This window comes from Kurthia sp. ISK08 (assembly GCF_046159805.1).
GTDB lineage: Bacteria > Bacillota > Bacilli > Bacillales_A > Planococcaceae > Kurthia > Kurthia gibsonii.
Map to the genome: position 1 here is coordinate 573,422 of NZ_JBJXHL010000001.1, position 26,672 is coordinate 600,093.

The window sequence follows — 26,672 nt, forward strand, 5'->3', positions numbered from 1 at the left end:
AGGTGCGATATGATAGCATTCTTCATATTTTTTACACCAAAAAGGAGAACTAGCTGAACTAGTTCTCCTTCTATTCTAAAATAAATTATTGGTTTGTTTCAATTAAACCGTACTTGCCGTCTTTACGTTTATAAACAATGTTTGTTTCGTTTGTTTCTGCATCTGTGAAGATATAGAAGTCATGACCTAACAAATTCATTTGAAGAATGGCTTCCTCATCATCCATTGGTTTTAAATCGAATTGTTTTGTACGTACGATTTCTAAACTTTCTTCTGCATCATCCGCTACTCTCTCTGGCTCAAGCTGAATTTGTGCAAAATAAGTGCCTACGCCTTCACGCTCACGGAATTTACGATTCACTTTTGTTTTATGCTTACGAATTTGACGCTCTAGTTTTGCAACTACTTGGTCAATCGCTACATACATATCATCATTTCGATCTTCAGCACGAAGCATTAATTTCTTCATTGGAATTGTAACTTCCACTTTAGAGCTACGATCTTGATAAACTTTTAGGTTGATGTGAGCTGTAGCATCAATTTCCTCATTGAAGTATTTTTCAAGTTTTCGGACCTTATTTTCAGCATACTCTCGAATTGCTGGAGTAACTTCAATGTTTTCACCACGAATGTTAAATGTTAGCATATTAACTCCTCCTTCATGAACCTATATCTACTATATTCTACATTTACCCTGTAACTCCTTCTTTAAACGACGAAAAAATTATAGAAATATAAAAGAAATTTTAGAAAGTGCCTTTTTTAGCATCTAATACTTCTTGTCGACGACGTTGTTTTAGCTCAGAAACAATTATATTCTCTAACTGTGTACTTTCCACCATCTCAATGCCATATTGATAACCTTCTGGATGAAACCTCTCCCACCTAATCGCCCCTTGAGATTCAATCGTTTGTTTATATAAACAAAAAGATAGCAAGAGTGGATATTCTTTCTCTTCATCTGTTAGCTGTTTTGTCACTAACAAGCTCATACCACTCGGACTAATATCTAACATTTTACCCGTACGTGTTAAGGCTACTTGCTGGTCCACATTACAACTATATTGAACATCGACAGGCTTAATTAAAATATGCCTGAAAGATTCAGAACGTTTGTATTCCATTTTTACTACCTTCCTATCTTTATAATATTATTTTAATTATACCAAATATCAATTACTTTTATACTAAATAAATTATATATAACACAACCATTGTTATAGAATAAACGATATTTTGTCGACTTTTTGAACAATTCCTGGTTTTTTAATAGATGAAACACTTTTGTAGCCTATAAAAAAACACCCCATACTTCAACATATGAGGTGCTTTAAAAGTTACACTTATTTTTTTAGATTATCCAAATATTCCTGTACTTTATAAACAGCCATAAAGTATTTATAGCGTTGTACAGCCACTTTATCTGCTAATGAAAGTGGGCGAATGACCTGTCCTTCAATATTAAAATCTCGGTTAATGAAGTTATAAGCCTTATTCGCTTCAACCATTTTATCTCGAATCTCTGTGTACTTTTTCGGATCTATAGTACCTGGTGTTTGATTAATGTCATCATGTAGTTCTTGTGTTTCTTGAATCGCTTTTTCAAAATCTACAATAATTTTAATTGCTTCTGGAATTGTATCGACTTTACCAACAATTGATGTTGCCATATCGTATTTTTTATATGTTGTATACAATTTCGTTTGTGTAAAGAATTGCTTCTGTAAATCTGTCAATACATTATACGATTTCATCGCTACAATAATATTTTTAACAAATGTTTTGTCGCCTTTCTTCACTTTTAAGAAGTTCGCATCTGCCGCCTCAGCTACTTTAATATCTTCTTCAATTAATAATAGATAACGTTTTTCATTTTCTGGTTGTGCTGCTGGTCCAAATGCTGAATCATCTTGCTCTAAAATATTTTTCGGATTTTTTGACAGCTTTTTATAAGCTGCAATCGCTGTTTTAATTGCTTCTTTTTCAGTTACTGTATATTTTGCTGGAGCTGCTTTTGGATAAGTTACTTTATCGAGTTGTTTTTTAATTGTGATAAGTCCCTCATACAGTTTATATTTGGTCACAATCGGTTTATCAACAAATGTCAGTCCAATAACTTTTTTACTGCTGCCTGTATATTGCTGTGGTACAGATAAAAAATCATAAAATTCAGCTGCTTTAACTACATCTGCATATGTCGAATCTGCATTTAAAGCTGTTACTAAACGTGTGAATTCATCTGCTGTCGCTTTTGCATTATCTTCTTTATTTCCAAAGCCTAAAGAATCACCATACTTTGCATGTAAATCAGCTAATATTTTGCCATATACAGAGTAATTATTTTGAGCATTCGTTGTTAACTTCGCATACTCTTTATATAATTTTAGAGCTTCTACTTCATATGAATCACCTTGTGTATCTAATTTTTCATATTTTTTATCAACTGCATGTGCAGCACGTATATCTTTTTCATCCGTCAATAGACGATTGAAGAAAGTCGGGTCTGCAATCGAATTGCGTACAATTTTTTTAGAACCTGCTGGTAATTTTGTATAGGCTGTTAAAAACAAGTCCATATTTTCAATATTACTCATTGTTTTAGCTGTTGGATTAATTTGCTGATACTGACTATATAAGTCTTTCGACAACATGTAATCTTTGTATTGTTTTAATAATGATGCACTCACGATACTTAAAGCAGTTGAATCTAGTTTATTATATGCTAAGCGCATCGGTTCTAAACCCGTTACATTGCCTGTATTTGGATCATATACTTTTACTGCTTCTTCGAATGCATCTGCGTTTGCTACAGGAATTGCAAACGTATTTTCTAATTGTTTTAATTCAGGTCTATATAAGAAATACCCGCGTACGCCTAAAGATTCTTTTTCAAAATCACGTACTAATTTTATCGCATCACGCGCGTTATTTTTACCACTATTATTTAATGTCTTATAGCGTTCTTCATATTTCATCGCATCTAATAAATTTTGAACTTGCGTATAGTTCAACCAATCAATCGGATTATAAATTACTTCATCTGGTGCAAACTTATCTTTATAGTCAAGTTCTGGTTTATAACCAATAATTTCTCCTGTATTCACATCATAAATTGGAATATTATTACCATTAGAATCTTCTTTTAATCCTTCATAACTTGTATAGTTCGGTGAGTTATTTAAAATTGACATTTGAATTGGATTGAATTCTTTAAAATAAAGTAAAGCTTTTCGCATATTTAAAACGTCTTTTAAATTATCTGTCGATTGACTGAATGCATAGAACCATGCATCATATTTTACCCAGTTACCATTAATGCGCTGATATTCATATAAATTTTGAGCAACATCTTGAATGAATAATAATTGAATATATTCATCATATTTTTTCATAATTGCTGGATCAACAAATTGAACAAATTCAGGTGCTACTTTTTTATTCTGATCATAAATTGCCTTTAACTGGTGTACATTAATAATTTTACTTGTACGATTAATTGATTTTACACTTTCTTCAAATACAATGGCTGCTTTGATGGCTTTATCGTATTTCGCAGGAACTGCAGTAAGAATACCTTTATTAATGACATAATTTTTTACATCATCTGTTGCTTTTACATATTCTTTGTACACATTGTATAACTTACTTTCGTATTTTGTGTCATTCACATTTAATAATTTATACATCCCATCAATTTTTTTCGCTTCGATAATTTGTTTTTCATCATCCAATAAACGTAATTTCGGCTGTACCTTATCTTCAATTTGAATAACTGCCTTACCGAAAGTGTCCAACTTATTAAAAGCTTTTTTAGCTGTTAAAATATTTTCACGTTGTAATTCTGTTGTAGGTGTTGCTTTTAAATTAAAAATTTGATTATATACATCGACAATTGGTGTTAATTTTTTATATTTCTTCATTACATCGCTATCAACCAAATTATTATATTTTGCATAAGGTTTAATCGTATTTTCATACGTATTAATAACCGCTTTAATATTTGCAATTGTTGTCTTATTCACTAAATCATTAGAATAGACTTCCTCATACACGTTATTAATTGTTCTTTCAAATAAATCAACTTTATCTTGTGGTTCTTTTAAAGTAGAAGCTAAGTTTGAAATCTTTGTGCTATTTAAAATATACTTTTTTACCGTATCATTTGCATCTAAATAACTGTTAAAGACTGATTTTGCATCCTTTGTATAAGACTTTTGAGATGGCTTTAATGCTAAATACTTTTTATCGATAGTCATTGCTTGTTTGATTGCAGCTTCATCTTCTACAAAACTATCTACATTATGTCCTAAACTATCCACAATTGACTTTTTCGGCGCATCCAATTTACTATACAATTTTGTAGCAGCTAAAATATTATTTAATTTCGCTGTTGTGTAGCTCGGCTTTGATTTTGCCATCAATGTATCAATTTCTAAGATTGATTTTGCCAACGTATAATCTTTGGCTACTTTTGTATCAATCATTTTGAGAGCTGAAGGTTTATCTTTTTCAACTGTTTGATATAACTTTACTAAATTTTGAATATCTGCTTTTGTCGCATATTGTCCAGCAGCTGTTTCAAAATTTTTCACATGATCCAACTGTGTCTTATACGTAAGCGGTGTAACACTTAATAAATCCGAAGCAGAAACATAACGGATACTACGGTCATTTTCTTGTGCTATTTTTTTATACAAATCGAATTGTTTCATAATAGCAGCTAAATCATTTTTCGCAATACCATCATTAAAAGCTTTTGTCATCGCCTGACCCTTTTTAAACGCGGCGCTATCATTCGCATAATTTTTTTGTGTAGTTACTACCTCATCTACAATCGATTTTTGATCTGCGCCTAACTTCTCATAATTTTTAATAGCAATATCTAATGTTGTAATGTTTTTTTCATAAGGAATACGGCCTTGATTACGGATTTTATCAATTGTTTCTTGATCAAAACCTGCTGTAATTAAGCGTGCTTGATTCGTAATCGCAAAACTATTTGTTGAATTATAAGATTCTGCCTCTCTCAAATCTTTTACAACAGAAGGAATTGTTTCATACTTTTTATACTCAGCAAGTGTTTTTTTATCAACTATGTCAATTGGCTTTCCTTTTAGTCGTTTACCGTTATACGTTGTTGCCGTTATATTTTTATAAAGATTCACAGCATTTTGAACAAGAGTATAGCGATCTGATTGACCTGGAAGTGCATTAACTGCTGCTTCAAAATTATTTTTCAATGTTATTTCAACTTGAATTGTGTCCAGTAACTTTGTCAAAGTATTATCATTCTTCGTAAACTGATTTACTTGACGAGGACCTTTTGATGTTTCAACTTTTTGTTCACGATCTGTTTTATACTTCCCATGCAAATCGTATGCTTGTTTTAAATAGCTACTATTTGTTGGGGCTAATTTTTCATACTGCGTATCGTAATTAATAGCTAATTGAACAATCGGCTTTAATTGTAATAAGTAGTCGATTTCTTCTTGAGACCCACCTAAAATACGCTTTTGGTTATCACTTAACTTTTCATAAGCTACAATGAAACTCAAAATATCGCCACTTTTTTCAGCTCCTAATGAAAAAATGTCTGTTGTAGTAGCTAACTTCGTCAACTTACGCATATTTACATTTGCAGAGTTCAGATTATCGTAATATGTAATCTTATTAACGGTTGATTTTGGAACATATTCTTTTGCGGATTTTTTTAACTTTCCGTATTGAATCGAAACTTTTGCGGCTTGTGTTTTATAGTTTTTAGAAGATAGTTTAGCTGCTTCTTTTTTTAGCGAATTCACTTGATTCACCATTGGTTGAACAGCTTTCATATGCTTTTGAAGTGTTTTATAGTTAGAAACTTGTTTTTTATCAGCTTTTGATAATTTTTTATATGCTGTTTGAGCAGCTAATGTATTCTTAACATAATTGGATTTTTTGGAGTTGAGTGCTTTAATTTTTGAGATGACAGCTTTTGTTTTTTTCGATACGGTCACTTTTTTCTTGGCACTTACATCCATTGGTTGCGCTGCTGCAAGCCATGTCGGTACTGTCAGCATGGAAGCTAAACCAAATGCGATTAATTGCTTTTTCATGAAGGACCCTCCCTATAATAATTTTGTTAAACTAAGTTGTTCATACTATATAATTATTGAATCAATCTATAATTTTTATATCGTCCGTAGGAATACATTATTGAGGAAAAAAGATTTTTGTAACTTTTGTAATAAAAGCAACATTTTAAAAGTCTTACCGATATTATGAGAGAATAAGGAGGCGTTTTAACTATGCAAAAGACTGAATTAAAACCTAGCTACTACGATCAATTTTCATGTATTGGTGGAGCATGCGAAGATACATGTTGTGCTGGTTGGAGAATAGATATTGATAAAAAATCGTATCAAAAATATAAAAATGAAAAAAATCTCGCAATTAAAGATGTGTTAAAAAAGAATATTCAACGAAATCGCCAAGGACAAACTGATTTACAATATGGAAAATTCAAATTAGATACCGATGAAAAATGTACGATGCTTGATGAAGAAAACTTATGTACAATTCAAAAAACGTTAGGTGAAAAAGCGCTTTGTCATACGTGTACTGTATATCCAAGACAAAACATCCAAATTAACCAGACGTTTGAGAAAAGTTTAGACACTTCTTGTCCAGAAGCAGCTAGACTTATCCTATTAAACAAAGAAGGCATTGACTTTATTGAAGATGAAGCTATACAACATACATCTTATATAGAACATGTCGAAAAGACAGAGATAGAATATCAATACTTTTGGGATAACCGTATTTTCTTTATTAGTGCTCTACAACATAGAAAGCATTCTATTGAAACACGACTGTTGGTGATTGGACTTTATATTAAGAAAATTGAAAATTTATCGATTAAAGAACGTATGAAACAATCATCATATCTTAGTACTCACTATCTGGACTTACTAAATCAACTTGAAGAAGATGAATTGTTAGCAACATTCCAAACATACCCTTTAATACAAACTAAATTAGCTCATTATTTTTTAAAAGAATTTAATACAGACTCTGCTTACTTTAAAGAAATAGCTACTTCTGCTTTCAATAGTATAGACTTACTTGAAGACATTATTGCTTTTAGTGAATTTATCAATACGTATAAAAAAGATTACCAAAATAATAGTGATATTCAAATCATACTTGAAAATTATCTTGTAAATTTAGTTTTCACTAAATATTTCGAAAGTGAAGCAAAAACAAATATTCATTTCTTTTCATATCTTGTAATTCATTTTTCTCTTTTACGCTTATTAATAATCGGGAATATAAACCATATAGATATGAATAGTCAAAGTTTAGTTAAAATCGTTCAAAAATTTACTAAAGCTTGCTCTCATAGCTCTATTTACTTTGATGAAGCTGTTAACATTCTATCTGAAAAAGAATTCTCTATTGCTAGCCAAGCTATACATTTATTAAAAATTTAAATATCTACCCTATAGAAAAACGCGAAAAGGTAATATAAATTACATTTCCGCGTTTCTTAGTATTCTATTTTATTCATTGATGTATCACTTATTAGATTCTGATTTATTCTCTTTTATCAAAATATGTTCCATCTAAATTTTGAAGATGACTGTATGGGTTAACATAACGTGTCTCTGACTTCATGGATACTTGTAGTTTTTGCATATCTTCTTTAATACGTCCTTTATAGGTATGAAGACGTTCAATAATACCATGATTTAAATCACGTAAATATGCTTCTTTTTCATGTCCATGAAGTGGGCGTTCACCCAATTCTTCTAGCTTCGAAATTGTTTGTCCACGTGCATCAAGTAATTTATTAATTAAATCAATTTGTTCATCACGTTTTTCGTCTTTATCTTCTTCAACATATTCGAGTGTTTGATACAACTTTTCAGATAAAAGAAGAAGCTGTTGAACTAAGTCCATTATACAGAATCTCCAGATACAAATTGTTGCTTACGGTTGATTTGAATTACTTGTTTCCATGTATCACGAAAATCTGTAATTAAAACTTCTACTTCTTCAATTATTGAGACATCTAACTTTGCATTTGCCAATGTTAATTGATGATACATATATTCGTATAAAGACAACATATTTTTAGAAACTTCTATATCCATATTTAATGTAGCCATTAATTCCGATATAATTGCTTGCGCTTTTTGAATGTACGTATTTTTTAATTCGTATTGTTTTTCTTCAATTGCTTTTTTACTTTGTGTTAAAAATTTAAGACAGCCATTGTAAAGCATTAATGTCAGTTCACCAGGGGACGCGGTCGTAACACTATTTTGTTTATACGCATTATAAGCATTTTGTACTGACAAATCGAACAACTCCTTTTTATTTAAAACTCATTACTAAAATTATTGTGCAAAAATAGCTGACTGTGAATTTGCTTTTTGAATGGCCGATTCCATCGCTGCAAATTGCTTCCAGTATCGTTCCTCAATTCCTTTTAAACGATCTTTCCAATCATCAATTTTCATATTGATATCTTGTAAATTTTTCCCTAAAGCATATGAACTATCTGAAGCAGATTCTCTACCTGCTGTTTTTTCAATATTCTTCACTGCATTTTGAGCTGTAGTTTTTAACTCTGAAACAATTCCTTTTGTACCTTTTTCAGGGTCGCCTGTAAAAATACGCATGACAACATTTGGATCTTCTTCTAAAGCTTTTGTAAGTTTATTTTCATCGATTTCTAATTTCCCATTATCAGACCAAGTTTTCGAAGTGCTGATTCCAATCTTAGCTAACATGTCATCTGAACCTGCACCATAGTTCGAAATAGTACTTCTCATGTCTGAAAGTACTTTATTGATATTCGCATCACTTTTTAAAAGACCAGCTTTAGCCTTATCTTCCCACTTTTTAATTTCATCATCTTTTAATTCTGCTTTTTGTGCATCTGTTAAAGGTTGGTATGATAGATTCTTTTTCTCTGAAACTCGCTTATTTAAATCTTCAATTAATCCATTATATGTGGCAACAAATTCTTTTACTTTGTCTACAATGGATTTTGTTTCTGTTGTAGAAGATATTTTTGCTGGCGCATCTGTACCTGCAACGATATTATTCGTTACCTTTACTGTATAGCCCGACACATTATATTTATTCGATGTGCTTTCCATCTTTACACCGTTTACAACCATTGAACCATTCGTGCCTTCTGCTACTTTACCTGTACCAGTTGCCAATAAACCTAGCGCTTTAAATACACCGCCATCATCTTCGGTTACATTAATAGAACCATCTACTCCAGTTCCAGTTGAATTAGCTTGCAAAGAAATTTTATTTTCAGAAGCTAAAGCTGTGATACCTACACCCGAGTTATTAATTTTAGACATTAAATCAGAAATCGTATCTGTCGTTTTATAAGAAATTTCTTTCTCAGTATACGTACCAGAATCGTTAATTGCTTTAATTTTAATTTTCCCATCTGTTGTCATACCTAATTCTGATAATGTAGATTGACTAGTAACTCCAACTAAATCTCCTACTTTTTGTCCTGCTGTTGCTGCTGTTGCTTCTGTAATTGTTAAATTACCTGAAGCTGTACTGTTTGCCGTTACGGAAACTGAAGACGATGTACTTGTTGCCGTTTTAGCATTCCAGTTTTTTGACAAACCGTAATTATCAAATATTCCTTTTTCAAATGCAGATAACGTTGTGTTTACTTCTCTATAAGCGTCACGTTTCCACTCATATTTTTGCTTTTGTTGCTGTAGCTTTTCCATTTGGGCACTTTCAGCTTTCATTAACTTCTCCATAATAGAGTCGATATCCATACCTGACGCAAGACCTGTTACTTTATTTTTGTATTGTAAATAAGAGTAAGATGACGTTGCTGTATTTGAGTTATTAACATTATTCACCATTAACATTCAGCTCCCTTTTAAATCGTTTGATCAACAATATTGCCTATCATTTTTTGCATTTCGTAATATGCGTCTAGTAATTCCTTTGGAGGTATCTCTTTAATTACTTCTTCTGTCTTAGCATCGACAACTTCAACGTAATATTTACCTAAACCCTCATGAAAAATAAATTTCGAACTTTTATTTGTATATTCCATGAATTCATTTAATTTATTCACAGCGACTTGAAATGCTTCTTTTGTGGGATGGCCAGACTCATCGGTCATTTCTGAAATATTTGATGTACGCACTGTATTATTAGGAATAGGATTAGTAATCATTTTCTCTTTATTTTTTTGAGCATATACAGTACTTTCTAATGTTGTATCAGTTGAGATTTTCATAATTAACTCTCCTTTTTACAAAACGTTATTACCCTTATTATCGGTCGTTTCAAAAAAACATTCAGTAACTCATAAAAATCTACTTAAAAGGAGATGTCTATATTACATCCCCTTTTTTCTTTATTATTTAAAATATGACAAAACAAAATCTACATCTGCTTCATTCATCTGTGGGTGTAATGGTAATGTTAATGCACGTTCATACCATTGTTCTGCCTTTGGACATATCCCTTTTTTATAGCCCAACTCTTGATAATATGGGTGCCAATATACTGGAATGTAATGTACATGAACGCCTATATTAGCATTTCTTAAATCTTCAAATACTTCTTTACGTGTTTTACCTAAAGCTACTTCATCCAGTTGAACGGAGTATAGATGCCAACCTGATTTTGTATCTGCTAACTGGTTTGGTGCTTTTAATGTCGGTAACTGATTAATTTTTTCGGTATATAAATTCGCTAGTTCTTGTCTTTTTTCAATAAACTCATCTAGACGATTCATCTGTGAAATACCTAAAGCTGCTTGAATATCAGTCATGCGATAATTATATCCCAAATCCGTCATTTCATAATACCAATCACCTTGCTCTTTTGCATAGGCTGTTTGTGTAATACCATGCCCTCTAAATAAACGGAGTTTTTCATAATAGGTACGATTATTTGTAACAATCATACCGCCTTCACCTGTGGTAATTGGTTTGACAGGGTGAAAACTAAACATCGTCATATCTGCAGTGGCACCGACTTTACGTTTTTTATAACTAGCACCAAGAGAATGAGCGCCATCTTCAATAATAACTATATTATGTTTCTTACCGATTTCCATAAAAGCATCGATATCAACTGGTTGTCCTGTAAAGTCAACTGGAATAATGGCTTTTGTCTTTGAAGTAATCTTTTTTTCTACTTCTTTTGGATCTAAATTGTAAGTCTCTTCATCAATATCCGCAAATATAACTTCGCCCCCCATATAGCGCACACAATTAGCACTCGCAGCAAACGTAATAGGCGTTGTAATCACCTCATCACCTTGTGTAATACCCGCTGCATAACAAGCTGCATGAAGCGCCGCTGTGCCATTTGAAAAAGCAACAGCATAAGTCGCACCTACATAATCTGCCACTACTTTTTCAAATTCACTAACTTTTGGTCCCGTTGTTAAATAGGGTGACTTGAGTGTTTCGATTACAGTTTTGATGTCTTCATCTGAAATCTGTTGTGTACTGTAAGGTAAAAAATCAGTTCTTTTTTTCATTCAAATCACTCCGTTAAATTAAGTCGTCAAATGTAATAGGTGTTCCCATTGTATAACTTTTTTTAGCTACTTTTCCGATAAGATTAGGATAATATTTTGGCTCTAATCCATATCCAGGACGTACAATTCGAATATTTTCTTCTGTGAAAGATTCACCTGCTTGAATATCCTTCGCAACATAAATAGAACGTCTAAATTTTAATGACGCCTTCTCTTTCTCTGTTGGACCATACGTTACTTTACCAATTGCTTGCCATGCACGTTCCGTTTCTTCTACTAGTGCTTTCATTTCAGCAGGTTCCATTGAAAATGCGGCATCCACACCACCATCCGCACGACTTAACGTAAAATGCTTTTCAATAACTGTTGCACCTAATGCAACTGCAGCAACAGCCACGCCAGTTCCCATCGTATGGTCAGATAATCCCACTTGTACATCGAATAATTCACGCATGTGTGGAATTGTTGCAATATTTGTATTTTCTGGAGTAGCAGGATACGTGCTTGTACATTTTAATAGAATTAAATCCTTACAACCATTCTCTTTTGCTGTTCTAACTAACTCATCTAATTCTGCTGCGTTTGCCATACCCGTTGAAACAATCATTGGCTTTCCTGTAGCTGCAACTTTTTTAATTAAAGGTAAATCAGTGTTTTCAAATGATGCAATTTTATAAAGTGGCACGTCCAAAGTTTCTAAAAAATCGACAGCTGAATCATCAAAAGGAGTACTAAACGCTAACATACCTAATTCTTTTGCACGATTAAAAATCGGTTCATGCCACTCCCACGGTGTATAGGCTTCATTATATAAATCATGTAATTTTCTACTTTTCCAAAGACTTTCTTCATCTTTTATTAGAAAATCATCTCTTTCTACATTTAATGTCAATGTATCAGCTGTATATGTTTGGATTTTCAACGCATGTGCACCTGACTTTGCAGCCGCTTCTACAATTTCTAAAGCTCTTTCTAAAGACTGATTATGATTGCCTGACATTTCTGCAATAATAAACGGTCTTTGGTCAAAGCCAATTTCATATTGTTCTACTTTAATTGTCATACTAATCTCCCTCATTTATTAAAATACGGTCTTATTTCAAACCACTCTTCTTTTAAAATACCGAATAGATGTACATCATGTAATTTTTCATTAACGCTATAATGCTGTCTTAAAATGCCTTCTTGCTGAAAACCTAGCTTTTTATGAAATGCAATACTTTTTTGATTATATGCTAAGACTTCTCCTACTAACTTATGTTTGTTCATCGAAGTAAAATAATAATCTAACGCGCATACCCCTAGTAGCGTACCTAGTCCTTTTGGTGCTTCAATATTGCCAATATAAAATCCCCACTCGTATAAAAGTGTATTTTTAATTTTCGTAAATGTAACAACACCCATTGGCATCTCATCATAATAAAAGACTTTTACAATTTGATTTTGATTGTTTTTTAAATTCTCAAACCACTGTTCATGTTCTCTCACAGTAATTTTATTTTGATTAAACATCATACTTCGAATATGATGTTGATTTCTCCATTTCAATACAGTTGTTTTTGTAGATTCTGATAAGTCTTCAAGTCGACTTTTATTAATATCTAACATCTGCCATAACCTCATTTATTTTTTCTAGTAAAGGCTTTTTCATAACATACTCTTTATTAAATATTTTATTCATATTCAATTGCCAAGTCTTTAAGAGATTAGGTTTTTGAAAAATTTCTAAAACTTGATTATAAATCATTTCTTCAGATACTTGTATAGACTCACCTAAATAACAAATAGCCTGTTGTTCATTAAGGTTTTCTGTTAATTCTATCTGATTATCTGCCACAGTAATCACAATTCCCATCAAACCCATCATTGCACGTTCCCACGTAATTGTCCCACCTGATGTAATTGAAAAATGAGCTTTTGCCATTAATTCTGCCATATTATCCACTTGACAATGAAATTCACAAGAAGATAGCGATTGACAGTAAGCCTCTATTTCATAGCGTTTAGGGTTTATTGAACCTACAACTGTAATTATATGAAAAAAACGTTTTTTCTGTAATTTACCTAACGCTTTTAAGACTTTTAACGTTTCATTTGTTTGATCTACTGATCCAAAAAATATAAAAATCGTTGGTTGTTGATTAGTTGAATAAGACGCGTAAAATTCTTCTCTAACTAACATGAAATTAGGCCCTAAACATTGAATTGTTTCATTTGAGATATATTTTTGATAGCGTATTTCTTTATTTTTATAATAGTTCTGATCAAGTAATAAATCACAGTGATGGCGTCTATTAGCTAAATCATCAATTACCATTATTTTTTTCACATATTTAGATAATACTTTTTCCCACTTTTCGTCAATTGAATAATGATCAACTATAAGTAAATCAATCATTTCATTTTTTAATAGTTGGGTTGTTTCATTTACATCTTGTTTGTAGTTCTCTTTCATCCATTCCCATATATTAGATTTAATATATGGGAGTAACCTTACCTCAAAACCTTGTTCTCGAATATAATTTTCTAAGTCTCCATCTGCTTCTCGACAAATAAACTTGACCTGATGACCACAGTTTTGTAATTGGTGAGCTAATGTTAAACAGCGCATAACATGACCTGACCCAATATCTTGTGAGGCATCAACTCGAATAATAACTTTCCACATTACACTACAGGCTTTTGCACAATATCACGATTAATTTGTGCAATGTGTGGGTTTTTTAATAAAAAGTCGATGATATCTGAACTCGATACAAGTGGGTTCTTAAAATGACTAGCAATTTTTAATAGTACTTCGTAATCTTCTTTTGTATCCAATGTGATTCGCAATTGTGGTTGTTGATGATCTTTAGATACTTCATACATCGCTCTTTTAAATTCTTGTTTATATTCATAGGCATAGTATGTTACGTGCTCATAATGTCGTTCTGCATATGCATGTTCTGCGATATATTGTAAAGCACGATAAGAAATAGCTTCTACTGCTAAACCACGTGGTAACTCGCCTTGTAAATCTATAATGTCTATACTTGTATCATTTAGCTTTTCTACTAATTCGGAAGCAAGTTCATAATCTACAAATGGACAATCTGCTGTTACACGCAATATATAATCTGGCTTTATATCTTGAACTGCATCCATATAGCGTTGTAAAACATTTGTTTCTGAGCCTCTAAAACATTGTATTTGATTTTCTAAACACCATTGCTCTACTTGGTTATCTTTTTCTAAAGTAGACGTTGCAACAATTACATTTGCTACTCCTTTAATCTGTTTACATCTTTCTGTCACATAGTGTAAAGTTGTTTGTTCTCCCAGTGGCATAAGTATTTTTCCAGGTAAACGAGAAGAACCCATTCGCGCTTGTATAACTACTACAACTTTCATTATGTTTCCTCCCTTATTTATATATGTTTTCTTTCTACTACATTAATATCGGTTATTTTCAATAAAAATTATCTATTTATCTCAAATAAAAAAATGCAGTCAAATTGACTACATTTTTTCCACTAATTCTCTTAATTCTTCAACTGTTAACCAATCTTCATTATGATTACTAATATAATTGAAATCATCTGGTAACGTCTTTCCGCCTTTTGCATAGTCAGCTGACCACCAATTAAATTCAGGTTGAATGACATAGTAATCATCAAATTCAATTGTATGACGGGCATCATCTTCTGTAATCATCGCCTCATGTAGTTTTTCACCAGGACGAATTCCTACAATTTCAATTTTACATTCTGGACCAATTGCTTTTGCCAAATCGATAACATTCATACTTGGAATTTTCGGAACGAATAGTTCACCACCATGCATGCGTCCCAAACTATCAATTACAAACTGAACACCATGTTCTAATGTAATCCAAAAGCGTGTCATACGCTCATCTGTAACTGGTAATGTACCTGTTTCGCGCATCTTTTGGAAGAAAGGCACTACGCTTCCACGGCTACCTACAACATTTCCGTAACGAACTACTGCAAATTTTGTATGTTTATCACCTACATAAGCATTCGCCGCAATAAATAATTTATCTGAAGCTAATTTTGTCGCACCATATAAATTAATTGGACTACATGCTTTATCTGTTGATAATGCGATTACTTTTTCTACGCCTTGATCAATCGCTGCATCGATAATATTTTGTGCACCATGAATATTTGTTTTAACTGCTTCAAAAGGATTATATTCGCAAGCCTCTACATGTTTCATAGCAGCTGCGTGAATCACAATATCTACTCCATCAAACGCACGATATAAGCGCTCTTTATCGCGAACATCCCCAATAAAGAAGCGAATACGCTCATCTGTAAATTGCTGCTTCATTTCATATTGCTTCAACTCATCGCGTGAAAATACAATAATTTTCTTCACACCCATTGTTAAAGCTTTTGTAATAAACTTTTTGCCAAAAGAACCCGTACCGCCTGTTACAAGTACTGTTTTATTTTCTAAGTTATTCACTTTATTTCACCTTCTAAATTATATGGTTGATATGTTTGAATCGTTTCTAAAATATCATATTCTAAAATATCTGCACATAGATTATAATCTTGATTTTCTATCGCAACCACGACTTCTTGTAGTTGTTGATTTAAAGAAAATACATCTATTTTATTTTCATAATTAAGCTCACTTAATTTTTGGTTTACAGTTACTAACCACTCTAATCCTTCTATTAGATTAGCTACTTCATTTAATTGTTCTTCTGGCTTCTCCTCTCTTAAACTTTCAATCAAAGGATTTATATTTAATTTAATTCTTTCAATATATTCATTGTAGTTTACCATTGTTTCAAAAACGATTTGTTCCATTTTACACCTCTTCTTTTAATGTATTTAGTATATCTACTGTTTGTCGAGTAACTTTGAGCATTTCTTCATACATATATTCACTTTGCTTAAAAGAGAGTGCAAACTCTTCTTCACGCGAAGCATTTTTGGAACTTCTAAAATATCGTAATACATGTAAATTAATGGTGCTGAATGCATAAGATAAATTTGTATCTTGAATTTCTTTTTTTATTTTCGAATCAATCTTTTCTAATTTTTTCAAAACTTGCTCTTCATAGCTAACTTTACTGACATTACTTTTTAATACTTTTAATGCCCTCTCAAATAAAATAATGATTCCTTCATATTGTTGTATATCTTTTAGTAGCTGTCGTCTATAACTTGTCAAATTCTCTTCTACTATTGGATAACTATATTGAATTTCAACTGGTTTCTGTGCATAAGTTTTTAAAAACTCGCAGAAAGATATATTTTGAAAACTCTCTATATTCAATCCACCTTCCGTACAATTATATGAACGATTATGTGCTAATAATTTGGACTGTATAAACTCAAAAGCTTCTTTCATTTGTAAAAACACACCATTTGTTTTAACTAAATCACCGTAATACCCTTCACGTAATAACATTTCTGTATTTTTATTTTCTATACGATTCAAATTTCCTTTTGCATGAGTAAAGCCATCTGTAAATGCAAGATCTTGCCCTATTAAAGCAACTGGTCCATTAGTTAAAAAGAGAGCTAAATTATAAGCAACATTTGCTACAGAACTTCCACCAATCAATGTTTCAACTGAATCATTCGCATATTTTTCATAATGTGGAATTAACTGCTCTTCCATTGTTAAAAAACAATAATATGCATGTTTAAAGTTTTCTCTTATTCCATAATGGACTGTAGGACAATAAATAAGAGGGAAATCTGTAATCTTTAAATCTTTAAAATGTTGATAATTAACTTCCCCACCATCAACTGAAACGACTAAATCTGGTTTTATCCCTTGAGATAATAAAGAGTTAATTGTTGTTCCAGCAGCGATTAAAATAATCGACTCTCTGTATTGTTTTACTAAATCCAATTGTTTTGTCAGAGATGGTCCTCCAGAAGCCACTACTACTGGAAGGTTTTTTTCACTAAACAACTCTCGAATAGAATGGTCATTATAAGCATATTTTAAATTTTTCAAATAATTTTCGTTCCACTGACTAATAAAATACGTAATTGTATTTTCTGTAATTTGGTTAGAGCGAATGCGATCATTTAAAGATTTGACAAATAACTGTAATTCCGGACTATCTTCAATTATCTTTTCATAATTTATTGAAATTAACAAATTAATGCTATCAGTCACTTTTATATGTTGGTTTAGAAAATCTTGAATAGCTTGATGAGTGAATTCATTTAATGAAGAATCTGCAATATTCGGAGATATGAATGAATCAATTACAATTATTTTTTCATCTTTTTTTATTTTATTTTTAAGTTCCTCATATATATATCCATTACCATACCCAATTAAAATTTGTAAAGAAGCAGCCTCATATTTTTTTTCTACAAATCGTTGTGCTTCTTTTAATGGATCATATTTACTATGTAGATATATATTTTTATATCGATATACAGGTAAACCTATCTTTGAAGTATCTTCTATTAAATTTATCTGATTCATACATACTCACCTCATCCTCTATATCGGTTAAATTATTTTATTATCAAGACTTTATTATTGCATATGTAGAAAAATCAAAGCATTTTAATAAAAAAATAGTACACCTTTAATAGCAGAATAAACTGCTATTAAAGGTGTACATAAAAGTAATAATTTGCTTACTTCAATATTATTGTAATAATTGAAGAACGCCTTGTGGTTGTTGGTTAGCTTGAGCTAACATTGATTGAGCAGCTTGAGTTAAGATATTATTCTTAGTGAATGCCATCATTTCAGCAGCCATATCAGTATCACGAATACGTGATTCTGCTGCAGTTAAGTTCTCTGCAGATGTACCTAAGTTATTGATTGTGTGTTCTAGACGGTTTTGAACAGCACCTAGAGCTGAACGTGTTTTTGATACTGTATTGATTGCATCATCAATTGATTTAATTGCTTTAGATGCTGCAGTACCTTTTGAAATACTTGCTTTTGCAGCGTCAACGCCTAATTTAGTAGCTGACATTGTTGAAATTTTCATTGTGATTGTTTGACCAGCATTCGCACCGATTTGGAAAGTTAAACCATTAGTTGATTGAGAACCATCTAATAATTTTTTGTTGTTGAATTCCATTTGGCTAGAAATACGAGTGATTTCTTCTTGTAATTGTTTTAACTCATCGTTAAGATTTGAACGGTCATTTGTAGCTTCATCGTTCGTATCGTTACGAGATTGAACTGCTAATTCACGCATACGTTGTAAAATTGCGTGTGTTTCATTTAATCCACCCTCAGCAGTTTGAATTAATGAAATAGCGTCACTTGAGTTTTTAGAAGCCATGTTTAGACCAGAGATTTGTCCGCGCATTTTTTCTGAAATTGCAAGACCTGCTGCGTCATCACCAGCACGGTTAATTTTGAAACCTGATGATAATTTTTCTAAGTTTTTAGAAGCTGCTGCATTGTTTGCTGCTAAGTTACGGTGTGTGTTTAAAGCTGCGATATTGTGTTGAATTCTCATTTTGAGATTCCTCCTTGAATTTGTTTTAATGTCCACGTCCCTGTGGAGTTGTTCGGTATTTCTACCTTACACTATATATATCGAAGTGGGTTTTAAAATGTTTAGTATTTCTTTTAAAAATTTTTTAATTGATTGATTAACTGCTCTGTTACATCAAGAGCAGCCTTATTTTCATCTTGAATCGCTTTAAATATTTCATGACGATGTACTTTAATATGACGGGGTGCTTCAATTCCTAGCTTCACTTGATCACCATCAATGCTAATGATTTTTACCTCAATGCCATCTCCAATCATAATCGATTCACCAATTTTACGTGAAAGTACCAGCATTAGCGCACACTTCCTTCCAGTGGTTTTAAAGGATAACGAAGTGGGTGTTCGGCATTTTCGTGTAGAACAACTTGTTTACCAATTTGTTTCTTTACATTAATAGCAACTGGAGCTAATAAATTCATTGTTGAGTTTTCTAACGTATCTTTTAACGTCAAGATAGCATATACCAATACATCTTCTGATTTCTCAATTTGAAGTTGCTGTAAATCTTCTTGCTCTAAATCAAAAGCATAATTTGGTTTAAAATGGTATGGATAGGCTGCCATAAAACCAACAGATGGTGTTTGGACCGACTGTAACGTCACAAAAGGTGATTGTGCACCTAATGGAATAACGACAAACTCTTTTTCTTCTTCAAAAGCTGGAATACCTTGTGGAAATTGAATAATTGAAGCGGGATCGATTTGAACTTCACCTAAAAATTTTGTTTGAATTTTCACAGACTATTCTCCTTTAATTACAGTTGTTTCAACTTTTTCACGTTGAACAAGTGTCCCTGTTACATCACCAGGTGTATAATCATGAACGACTTTTCCTAATTGTACATCAATTTGTGGTTTTTGGGCTTTAATGCGAATATCCAAACTACCTTCTTGGTATTTAATCTTTACTGAACCAACAGATGGCTTCCATGTAATCCCAAGTCGCTGTTGTTCAAATGTGTCATGTTGTTTCGCAATATTCGATAATGTCAATCGCCCATTATCTTTTCTTATTTCCATCATTTGCTTTCCTTCTGAAGCACGTCTCGCTATTCCTTCCATGACAGCTGACTGACCTTTCGACGCAAATTTTTGAATCGACTCTCCATTTGAAATTAAACCTAAATCACGATAGGCCTGTGAGGAATCGACAAGTAATTTTGCGTCTGTATGTTGAATTTGAAGTGTTGCTGCAGGTTGCTCAATATGTTGCTGTGCTTGTGGTTGTTCAATATATTGCTTCGGCTGTAGGATATTTAAATCTACTTTAGCATCTTGTATATTTAATTGAATTTGATCAAGTTTCATAAAAACGCCTCCCTATGAAAAAAGCGCTCAAGCGATGCAATTCGCTGAACGCTTTTTATGACTATAAGAAATCAACTAATGTTGGTTGAATGATTTTTGCCCCAACTGATAAAGCTGCGCGATGAATCGATTCCTCTGTAATCAACTGTGTAATCGCATCTTCATATTCAACATCTTCGTTGTTTGAGATTTGTTTTGTTACGTTGATTTTTTGAGAACTTAAACGGTCTGTCATAACATCAATACGGTTTTGTTTTGCACCGACCCCCGCCTGCATTTCAAGTACTTTATCTGTTTGAGCTGAAACAGTTCCAACGAGATTACTTAAATCCGCACCTGTCCCTTTCAGACCTTGTTGAACTTGTTGCATCATTTTGTCGATACCTTCAAATAAACCACGTGCATTTTCATTAATTTGGAACGTAATTCCCTCATAGATTTCGATGTCGACTGAATTATCATTACCTCCTAAAGTTGGTAATGGATCATTTGCACCCGCATTCACAGATGAGTCCGCAAATAATGGCTGATCTGTTGCCGTACCCGCAAATAAATATTTTCCACCTTGCTGTGTATTGGCTAAATCACGAATTTGCATGCGTAATTGATCTACTTCTTTTTGCATCGCTTCTCGGTCTTCAGGTTTATTTGTATCATTCGCTGCTTGTGTTACAAGATCTTTTACACGTTGAAGTGCTTTATTTACTTCTGAAAGTGTTGAATCGGTTGTATCCAACCAGCTATTCACTTCATTCATATTACGAGTGTACTGTTCGTTTTTCGCTAATGTTGTACGATATCCCATACCTTTTACAGACGCGACTGGATCATCCGAAGGTTTTGTTAATTTAGAACCAGACGATAGTTGTTCTTGTAGTTTACCCATTTTCAAATAACTGCTATTTAAATTACGTAACATATTATTTGAAAGCATTGTTTGTGTAATACGCATTTATACGTCCTCCTTATTTATAGACCTACGCGCCCCATACCATTAATAATCTTTTCTAATGTTTCATCCATAACTGTTAACATACGTGCTGACGCATTATATGCTTGTTGGTACATAATCATATTTGTCATTTCTTCGTCTAAAGATACCGAACTAACAGATGCACGGTTATTCGAAATACTTAATTGCAGAGAAGATGAATTTTTAAACATGCGCGTTGCTTGCTCACCCATTACACCCACATCTCCAATCATACTTTGGAAGAAAGTTTGAGCTGATGCGTTATTTAAACCAGCTAGGGCTTTTGTTTTTAAATTAGATAATTCAATCGCAATTTTACCATTACCAACTTCATTAGCAGCACTTGATACAGCGAATTTATTAAAATCTTTTAAAATACCATCCGATACTTTGATACCACCTGCGCCATTTCCTACAAAGAAATCTCCACCCTGTACAGATGCATCAATTACGACGCCATTCGCATCTTTTTTCTCTAGAGTATATCCTGTTTTATGAATTTTATTGAATTCTTTCGCAAACTCATCTGCTAATTGATCTAATTCCGCTAATTTGTCTGAAAAGACACCATCTACTGCAGAAATCGCTGTTCCCGCTGTATTTTTATTTACGTAACCATAACTTTCTACGATTCCTTGTAAAATACCAGAACCTTTATTTAATTGGCTCATATTCACAGTAGCACCCGTACCGCCACCTGAACCCATTACAATATTAAATTGTGAGAAGGGAGTAAATGTTTTCGATTCATCAAAATTTGAATCGACAAGATTTCCACCTACATCAACTGTTGTCGTTTGTGGTGTTAATGTTGCCGCTTCTCGTTTATTTACTAGTTGAACTTCTGAACCATCTGCTAATTTCAAGAAAATATTATATGTTCCTTCAGCAGCTTCTTTTGAATTACCACCATTACCTTCTTTTTTAATCGTAATCGGTAAATATTGTGATAATTGGTCAACTAAAATATCGCGCTCATCATATAAATCATTTGGTAAATAACCATTTGGCTCTGAATTCGCAATTTGATCATTCAGTTGTGCAATCTGTTTTAAAATCGAATTGACATTTTTCGTTTCAACATTAATTTGATTTTTTAAATTCTCTTGTACTTCTGTTAATTGTTTATTCGTATAGTTAAAACTTTCTGCAAGTGTTTTCGCTTTTTCAATCGCTACTTGACGTGCCGCACTGTTTTCAGGCGAAGCGCTTAAATCCTGTAAAGCTTTGAAAAAATCATTAAATGCTGTATCAATACCATATGTTGACGGTTCTTTTAAAATGCCTTCTAATTGACCAATCGCCTCTGTACGAGAACCCCAATAGCCTAATTTCGTCGTCTCTTGACGGAATTGATTATCTATAAATTGATCGCGTACACGTTGAATAGAACCAGCTGTCGAACCTGTACCTAAATACCCTGGAATTTGTGGTGCATTCATCCCGGTACCTGGGAAACCGTTCGTTGGCTTTAAATTCACTGTTTGACGTGAATAACCGATTGTGTTGGCGTTTGAAATATTATGACCTGTTGTATATAAACCGGACTGTTGAGCACTTAAACCACGTTTACTCGTCTCAAGTCCCATAAATGTTGAACCCATCGAATCGCTCCTTTTAATAAAAATCACGCATATTCATTCTGTTCTTTTCATCGACATGAATCGAATTTTTTTAAGTATTTCACGTAAAATACATGCTTTTCGAGCAATCTTATATTTTTGAAAATAAAAAAGAAATCACACATCATTGTATGATTTCTTTATGCTTGTGAATCGAATTGTCCTGTTTTTATAGCAGAACGTCCACCAGCTTTAGATTGATAATTAATCTGATCTGGTTGTGGACGAAGTAAGTCTAATGTAAGATTCACGAATTGAAGTGACTGAAACAACATTTTTTGATTTAAGTCATTTTGCTTTTGCAATGTATCAATTGTTAAAAGCAATTCTTTTCGCTTTGTATCTAATTGTGCTGCTTCTTCACCTGTTACATATTTTAATAACTCGTTAATTGTCGGTTCTTTGTAGTCAATTTGATTCGCTTGAAAGAATTGTACAACTAATTTTTGACGTTGTTCCTCTAATTGACTAATTGCTGCGATATGTGACTGCTCATTTTTCATCGTTTCGCTTAATTCTTCTACATTCGATGTTTTTAAAATTTCGGTCTTATGATACGCCAATTTTAATAAACTACGATGCATCATGTTCAATTTATCCATAATCGAAATAATTTGCTCAGTTGACATCGTTCTAAAACTCCTTCTTATAGGCGATAGAATGTCGCTACATCGTTCGCTAATCTATTCGCATCTACTTGATACGTGCCAGCTTCAATTTGCTGTTTGATTCGTTGAACTTTATCAGCTCGTTCAGTTGAATAATCTTTTATCCCCTGAAGGTCCTTTGCTTGAGAAGAAATTTCGATTTGATCCGCAAATTTCATACCTGCGTTTTTTGTTGCTTCTGTTTTCAACTGCTGATTCTTGTATGGATTGATTGGATTCACGCCGTAATTATTTATCTTCATTTTCATTCGACCTCCTTCATTTATTGTTGATGTACTCCTTATTTCGGCAGTAAACATCATTGTTTTAGTAATAAATGCATAATAGAGTAACTATGACTATTCAAGAAATAACTCATTAGTTCAATATACTCATATATCGTTTTCTAAATATCTCTTAAACTATTTTTTTACGATTTCTTTTATCTTTTATCAGATAAATATGTTCCTTTTTCTGCTTTCTTCACAGCTTCTCTAAATTCTTGTCCTGCTTCAAACTTACGTAACTCACCTTTTAATTCATCTTGGCATGAACTACACAACTTTCCAGTCGTCGTTAAATGTCCACATTGATCACATGGATAACCTAAATTCGGGAACAGTGCTGGCTGTAAACGTCCTTTACGTACCCATTTGTGTAGCAAGTCTTCTTCTACACCTGTTGCTTCCACAATACGTTCTACTGTTGCTGCGCGATTTTCACGTCTTCTTAAAAAACGATATACGATTTCATATTGTTCTTCTTCAGCCATTGCACACTTCCCACAAATATCGCGTACACCATTATAATTAAAGAATTCTCCACATCTTGGACAATTTCTGATTTCACCCATGCTCCATTACCTCCACATTTTCAATCTACTATTAATGTCGACCATTTCTTCATGTAGTTTATCATAATTCACTTCTTCCCTGAGATGAAAATGACTTCTTCAACGGATTTTGCCCCTAATTCGAGTAAAATTGTTTTAGCATGTTTAATTGTCGTTCCAGTTGTGATTAAATCATCAATTAATAGGATTTTTTGCTGTGTTACATCTACTTGAGGTAAACTTTTGAAAAAAGAGGAGCTATTAATACGTTGTTCATATGTTTTTTTACTCTGTTGTGACATGGTCGTTTTCTCTAAAACCGATTGAAAAGGTAATTTCGCTTGTTGTAAAACGACTTCTACTGGTGAAAATGTTCGCTTTTTTTCCATCTCAACATGCATCGGAATCGGAATAATTAAGTCATATTCCATACCCCTTACTTTCTTTTTTAAAGCCTTGGCAAAAAAGTCCGCTACACGAATATCTTTTAAAAATTTAAATTGGTGCAGAACATCTTGCATAAATGAATTATAGAAATAGATAGCATGAGAATCGGATGTATATTCAATTTGTTCTTCACACTTTTTACAACAGTAAACGGAGGGTATTCCAAATAAAAATTGCGTGAAAGAACTTGGTTGCTGGATGATTTGATCACAAAATAAACAATGCATTATACACGCACCTCCTCACGATTCAAACGGATGATTTCGTTTCGAGCTAAATCCATCTGTCGTGTGATGCCTGCGTGAAAAAAACAGACGTCTCCTGTAGGATACTCTTTCGATCGCCCTGCACGACCGCTAATTTGAATGAGCGCACTTGCATTAAAAATAGTCTCATCTGCTCCTAGCACTGCTACTTGTAAATTTGCAATCGTAATACCTCTTTCTAAAATCGTCGTCGTTAAAAGTCCTGGCACATCTCCTTTTCTTAAAGCTTGTACGCGTTCTTTTCGATAATCATCGCTCGCATGAACAGCATGCAGATTCTCATGTAGTTGTTGAAAGAGTGGCGCTGCTCTCTCCATTAATTCGATTGTAGGAAAAAATAGTAGGAATGGTTGCTGTTTAGTAATGCACGACTCCACCCAATCGCTCAATCGTTTTGGAATGTGGTTCTTACGAAAAGACTTTTTATACGAGAATAAAGCAACAAAACGCGGTATAGGCAAATCAAAACCATGAAAACGTCGCGATAAAAAAGAATAGGTTTGCTGTTTTTCATATTTTTGTCGTTCATTTTTAGTAGGTGTCGCCGTTACTAAAATCGTTCTTCCCGTATCCTTTAATGCCTTTTTGACAGCGAATTGCAACGCTTCATCATAGGTGTAAGGGAACGCATCTGCTTCATCGACTAAAATTAAATCAAAAGCTTGTTGAAAGCGTAAAAGTTGATGTGTTGTTGCGATGATTAACGGACTATACATGAGTGAAAAGCCACTTCCACCGTAGAAAGCCTGTACAGGAATAGTTAAAAAAGCTTGTTGTATTCGCGGCATAAGTTCCAATACGACATCCGTTCTAGGTGTCGCGATGCAAACTCGCTTCCCCTTCTTTAGTGCATCTTCTATAATCGGGAAAAGCATCTCTGTTTTGCCCGCGCCTGTGACAGCGTGAATTAAATGGTCTTTTTCATGGACTGTACATTCTTTCACAACTCGCTGTTGCGAATCTGTTAGCGTTCCAGTCCACGTCATGCATAGTTCAGCTATATAATTTTTATAAGTTGGACCACACCATCTTATTAAATTTGTACAATTACTTACTCTGCCCATTTTTAAGCAGTTTAAACAATACGCGCAATGCCCTTTACACTGTTTACACCAAAATTCGTGTAGTCTTTTACTATGACAACGCATACACTGTTTTTGTTGAATTCCAGGGGTTTTGATGATCCATCGTTGTGTATTATGGTAGCGAATTATATCTTGTAAAAAAGGTAGTTCTTCTTCAATCCAAATTCTTCCTTGTAAAAATTGTTGTATTTTCAAATCGTAAAGAGGGATTTTAAGGGGGGTTTTTGTATGTAGGCAGCGACGTAATTTACGCATGGCTAGCCTCCTTATGGCACTAAAAAAAACACCTAGAACGAGTTGTCTAGGTGCTTCATGTAGAATATTGTTTAGTAAGTTAATCTTAACATGGATGATTGTCGAATACTATAGTATCATTCGACAAATATATTTGGAAAGCCATATTTATGCCCTCGTTTACCCATTATTTTGGAAAAATGAAGTGATTTTTTAC

The 26,672-nt window shown here is 32.9% G+C and carries 27 protein-coding genes; 1 reads left to right on the forward strand and 26 read right to left on the reverse strand.

Going from position 1 to position 26,672, the window contains the following annotated elements:
* Positions 1 to 85 precede the first annotated feature (85 nt).
* From hpf to ACKVQX_RS02750, 3 genes are all read right to left on the reverse strand, one after another.
* Positions 86 to 646 (reverse strand): ribosome hibernation-promoting factor, HPF/YfiA family, encoded by a 561-nt coding sequence (gene hpf, locus ACKVQX_RS02740; protein WP_068455529.1) that lies wholly within the window; start codon positions 644 to 646, stop codon positions 86 to 88.
* Positions 647 to 746: 100 nt separating this feature from the next.
* Positions 747 to 1,124 (reverse strand): PilZ domain-containing protein, encoded by a 378-nt coding sequence (locus tag ACKVQX_RS02745; RefSeq protein ID WP_068455532.1) that lies wholly within the window; start codon positions 1,122 to 1,124, stop codon positions 747 to 749.
* 219 nt (positions 1,125 to 1,343) lie between these two features.
* Positions 1,344 to 6,095, reverse strand: coding sequence for a hypothetical protein (locus tag ACKVQX_RS02750; RefSeq protein WP_068455535.1), 4,752 nt, complete (start codon positions 6,093 to 6,095; stop codon positions 1,344 to 1,346).
* A 192-nt stretch (positions 6,096 to 6,287) separates the two neighbouring features.
* Here ACKVQX_RS02750 and fliB point away from each other — a divergent pair, with 192 nt between their 5' ends.
* Positions 6,288 to 7,472 carry a flagellin lysine-N-methylase gene (gene fliB, locus ACKVQX_RS02755; protein ID WP_068455538.1) on the forward strand — a complete coding sequence of 395 codons (1,185 nt, stop codon included), beginning with the start codon at positions 6,288 to 6,290 and terminating at the stop codon, positions 7,470 to 7,472.
* Positions 7,473 to 7,575: 103 nt separating this feature from the next.
* On the opposite strand, the gene ACKVQX_RS02760 is transcribed toward fliB, so the two are convergent.
* The 23 genes from ACKVQX_RS02760 to ACKVQX_RS02870 form a co-directional block, all read right to left on the reverse strand.
* Positions 7,576 to 7,941: a flagellar protein gene (locus ACKVQX_RS02760; protein ID WP_068455541.1), complete on the reverse strand. Its 366-nt coding sequence runs from the start codon at positions 7,939 to 7,941 to the stop codon at positions 7,576 to 7,578.
* Positions 7,941 to 8,342 (reverse strand): flagellar export chaperone FliS, encoded by a 402-nt coding sequence (gene fliS / locus ACKVQX_RS02765; protein ID WP_068455544.1) that lies wholly within the window; start codon positions 8,340 to 8,342, stop codon positions 7,941 to 7,943. Before fliS ends, ACKVQX_RS02760 begins: the two co-directional genes overlap by 1 nt.
* A gap of 39 nt (positions 8,343 to 8,381) precedes the next feature.
* Positions 8,382 to 9,896, reverse strand: a complete 1,515-nt coding sequence (fliD, locus tag ACKVQX_RS02770; protein ID WP_068455549.1) for a flagellar filament capping protein FliD — start codon at positions 9,894 to 9,896, stop codon at positions 8,382 to 8,384.
* Positions 9,897 to 9,913: 17 nt separating this feature from the next.
* The gene (locus tag ACKVQX_RS02775; RefSeq protein WP_068455551.1) at positions 9,914 to 10,279 is read right to left on the reverse strand and encodes a flagellar protein FlaG; all 366 of its coding nucleotides are present in this window, start codon (positions 10,277 to 10,279) and stop codon (positions 9,914 to 9,916) included.
* 123 nt (positions 10,280 to 10,402) lie between these two features.
* Positions 10,403 to 11,536 carry a UDP-4-amino-4,6-dideoxy-N-acetyl-beta-L-altrosamine transaminase gene (pseC, locus tag ACKVQX_RS02780; protein ID WP_068455555.1) on the reverse strand — a complete coding sequence of 378 codons (1,134 nt, stop codon included), beginning with the start codon at positions 11,534 to 11,536 and terminating at the stop codon, positions 10,403 to 10,405.
* Between the two features lie 13 nt (positions 11,537 to 11,549).
* Positions 11,550 to 12,599, reverse strand: coding sequence for a pseudaminic acid synthase (pseI, locus tag ACKVQX_RS02785; RefSeq protein ID WP_068455558.1), 1,050 nt, complete (start codon positions 12,597 to 12,599; stop codon positions 11,550 to 11,552).
* An 11-nt stretch (positions 12,600 to 12,610) separates the two neighbouring features.
* Entirely contained in the window at positions 12,611 to 13,144 is a 534-nt protein-coding gene (pseH, locus tag ACKVQX_RS02790) for a UDP-4-amino-4,6-dideoxy-N-acetyl-beta-L-altrosamine N-acetyltransferase (protein WP_068455561.1), read from the reverse strand.
* Positions 13,131 to 14,204 (reverse strand): UDP-2,4-diacetamido-2,4,6-trideoxy-beta-L-altropyranose hydrolase, encoded by a 1,074-nt coding sequence (pseG, locus tag ACKVQX_RS02795; protein WP_068455564.1) that lies wholly within the window; start codon positions 14,202 to 14,204, stop codon positions 13,131 to 13,133. Before pseG ends, pseH begins: the two co-directional genes overlap by 14 nt.
* Complete coding sequence (locus tag ACKVQX_RS02800; RefSeq protein WP_068455565.1) at positions 14,204 to 14,926, reverse strand: cytidylyltransferase domain-containing protein; 723 nt, start codon at positions 14,924 to 14,926, stop codon at positions 14,204 to 14,206. Before ACKVQX_RS02800 ends, pseG begins: the two co-directional genes overlap by 1 nt.
* 108 nt (positions 14,927 to 15,034) lie before the next feature.
* Positions 15,035 to 16,006, reverse strand: a complete 972-nt coding sequence (gene pseB / locus ACKVQX_RS02805; RefSeq protein ID WP_068455568.1) for a UDP-N-acetylglucosamine 4,6-dehydratase (inverting) — start codon at positions 16,004 to 16,006, stop codon at positions 15,035 to 15,037.
* Positions 16,003 to 16,356, reverse strand: coding sequence for a hypothetical protein (locus ACKVQX_RS02810; protein WP_068455571.1), 354 nt, complete (start codon positions 16,354 to 16,356; stop codon positions 16,003 to 16,005). The genes pseB and ACKVQX_RS02810 overlap by 4 nt, the downstream gene beginning before the upstream one ends.
* 1 nt (position 16,357) lies before the next feature.
* The gene (locus ACKVQX_RS02815) at positions 16,358 to 18,004 is read right to left on the reverse strand and encodes a motility associated factor glycosyltransferase family protein (protein ID WP_068455574.1); all 1,647 of its coding nucleotides are present in this window, start codon (positions 18,002 to 18,004) and stop codon (positions 16,358 to 16,360) included.
* Positions 18,005 to 18,173: 169 nt separating this feature from the next.
* Entirely contained in the window at positions 18,174 to 19,004 is an 831-nt protein-coding gene (locus ACKVQX_RS02820) for a flagellin (RefSeq protein WP_068455577.1), read from the reverse strand.
* A gap of 113 nt (positions 19,005 to 19,117) precedes the next feature.
* Positions 19,118 to 19,336, reverse strand: coding sequence for a carbon storage regulator CsrA (gene csrA, locus ACKVQX_RS02825; RefSeq protein WP_068455580.1), 219 nt, complete (start codon positions 19,334 to 19,336; stop codon positions 19,118 to 19,120).
* A complete protein-coding gene (fliW, locus tag ACKVQX_RS02830) occupies positions 19,336 to 19,779 on the reverse strand; it encodes a flagellar assembly protein FliW (RefSeq protein WP_068455583.1) in 444 nt (147 codons plus the stop codon). Before fliW ends, csrA begins: the two co-directional genes overlap by 1 nt.
* A 3-nt stretch (positions 19,780 to 19,782) precedes the next feature.
* Positions 19,783 to 20,349, reverse strand: a complete 567-nt coding sequence (locus ACKVQX_RS02835; RefSeq protein ID WP_068455586.1) for a DUF6470 family protein — start codon at positions 20,347 to 20,349, stop codon at positions 19,783 to 19,785.
* 61 nt (positions 20,350 to 20,410) lie between these two features.
* Entirely contained in the window at positions 20,411 to 21,301 is an 891-nt protein-coding gene (gene flgL, locus ACKVQX_RS02840) for a flagellar hook-associated protein FlgL (protein ID WP_068455589.1), read from the reverse strand.
* A gap of 17 nt (positions 21,302 to 21,318) precedes the next feature.
* Positions 21,319 to 22,926, reverse strand: a complete 1,608-nt coding sequence (gene flgK / locus ACKVQX_RS02845) for a flagellar hook-associated protein FlgK (protein WP_068455592.1) — start codon at positions 22,924 to 22,926, stop codon at positions 21,319 to 21,321.
* A 158-nt stretch (positions 22,927 to 23,084) separates the two neighbouring features.
* On the reverse strand, positions 23,085 to 23,573 hold the full coding sequence (locus ACKVQX_RS02850) for a flagellar protein FlgN (protein ID WP_068455595.1): 489 nt from the start codon (positions 23,571 to 23,573) through the stop codon (positions 23,085 to 23,087).
* A gap of 17 nt (positions 23,574 to 23,590) precedes the next feature.
* Entirely contained in the window at positions 23,591 to 23,854 is a 264-nt protein-coding gene (gene flgM, locus ACKVQX_RS02855; RefSeq protein ID WP_068455598.1) for a flagellar biosynthesis anti-sigma factor FlgM, read from the reverse strand.
* Positions 23,855 to 24,033: 179 nt separating this feature from the next.
* Complete coding sequence (locus tag ACKVQX_RS02860; RefSeq protein WP_068455601.1) at positions 24,034 to 24,444, reverse strand: TIGR03826 family flagellar region protein; 411 nt, start codon at positions 24,442 to 24,444, stop codon at positions 24,034 to 24,036.
* 68 nt (positions 24,445 to 24,512) lie between these two features.
* Entirely contained in the window at positions 24,513 to 25,097 is a 585-nt protein-coding gene (locus ACKVQX_RS02865) for a ComF family protein (RefSeq protein WP_068455604.1), read from the reverse strand.
* The gene (locus tag ACKVQX_RS02870) at positions 25,097 to 26,476 is read right to left on the reverse strand and encodes a DEAD/DEAH box helicase (protein WP_068455606.1); all 1,380 of its coding nucleotides are present in this window, start codon (positions 26,474 to 26,476) and stop codon (positions 25,097 to 25,099) included. Before ACKVQX_RS02870 ends, ACKVQX_RS02865 begins: the two co-directional genes overlap by 1 nt.
* Between the last annotated feature and the right edge of the window lie 196 nt (positions 26,477 to 26,672).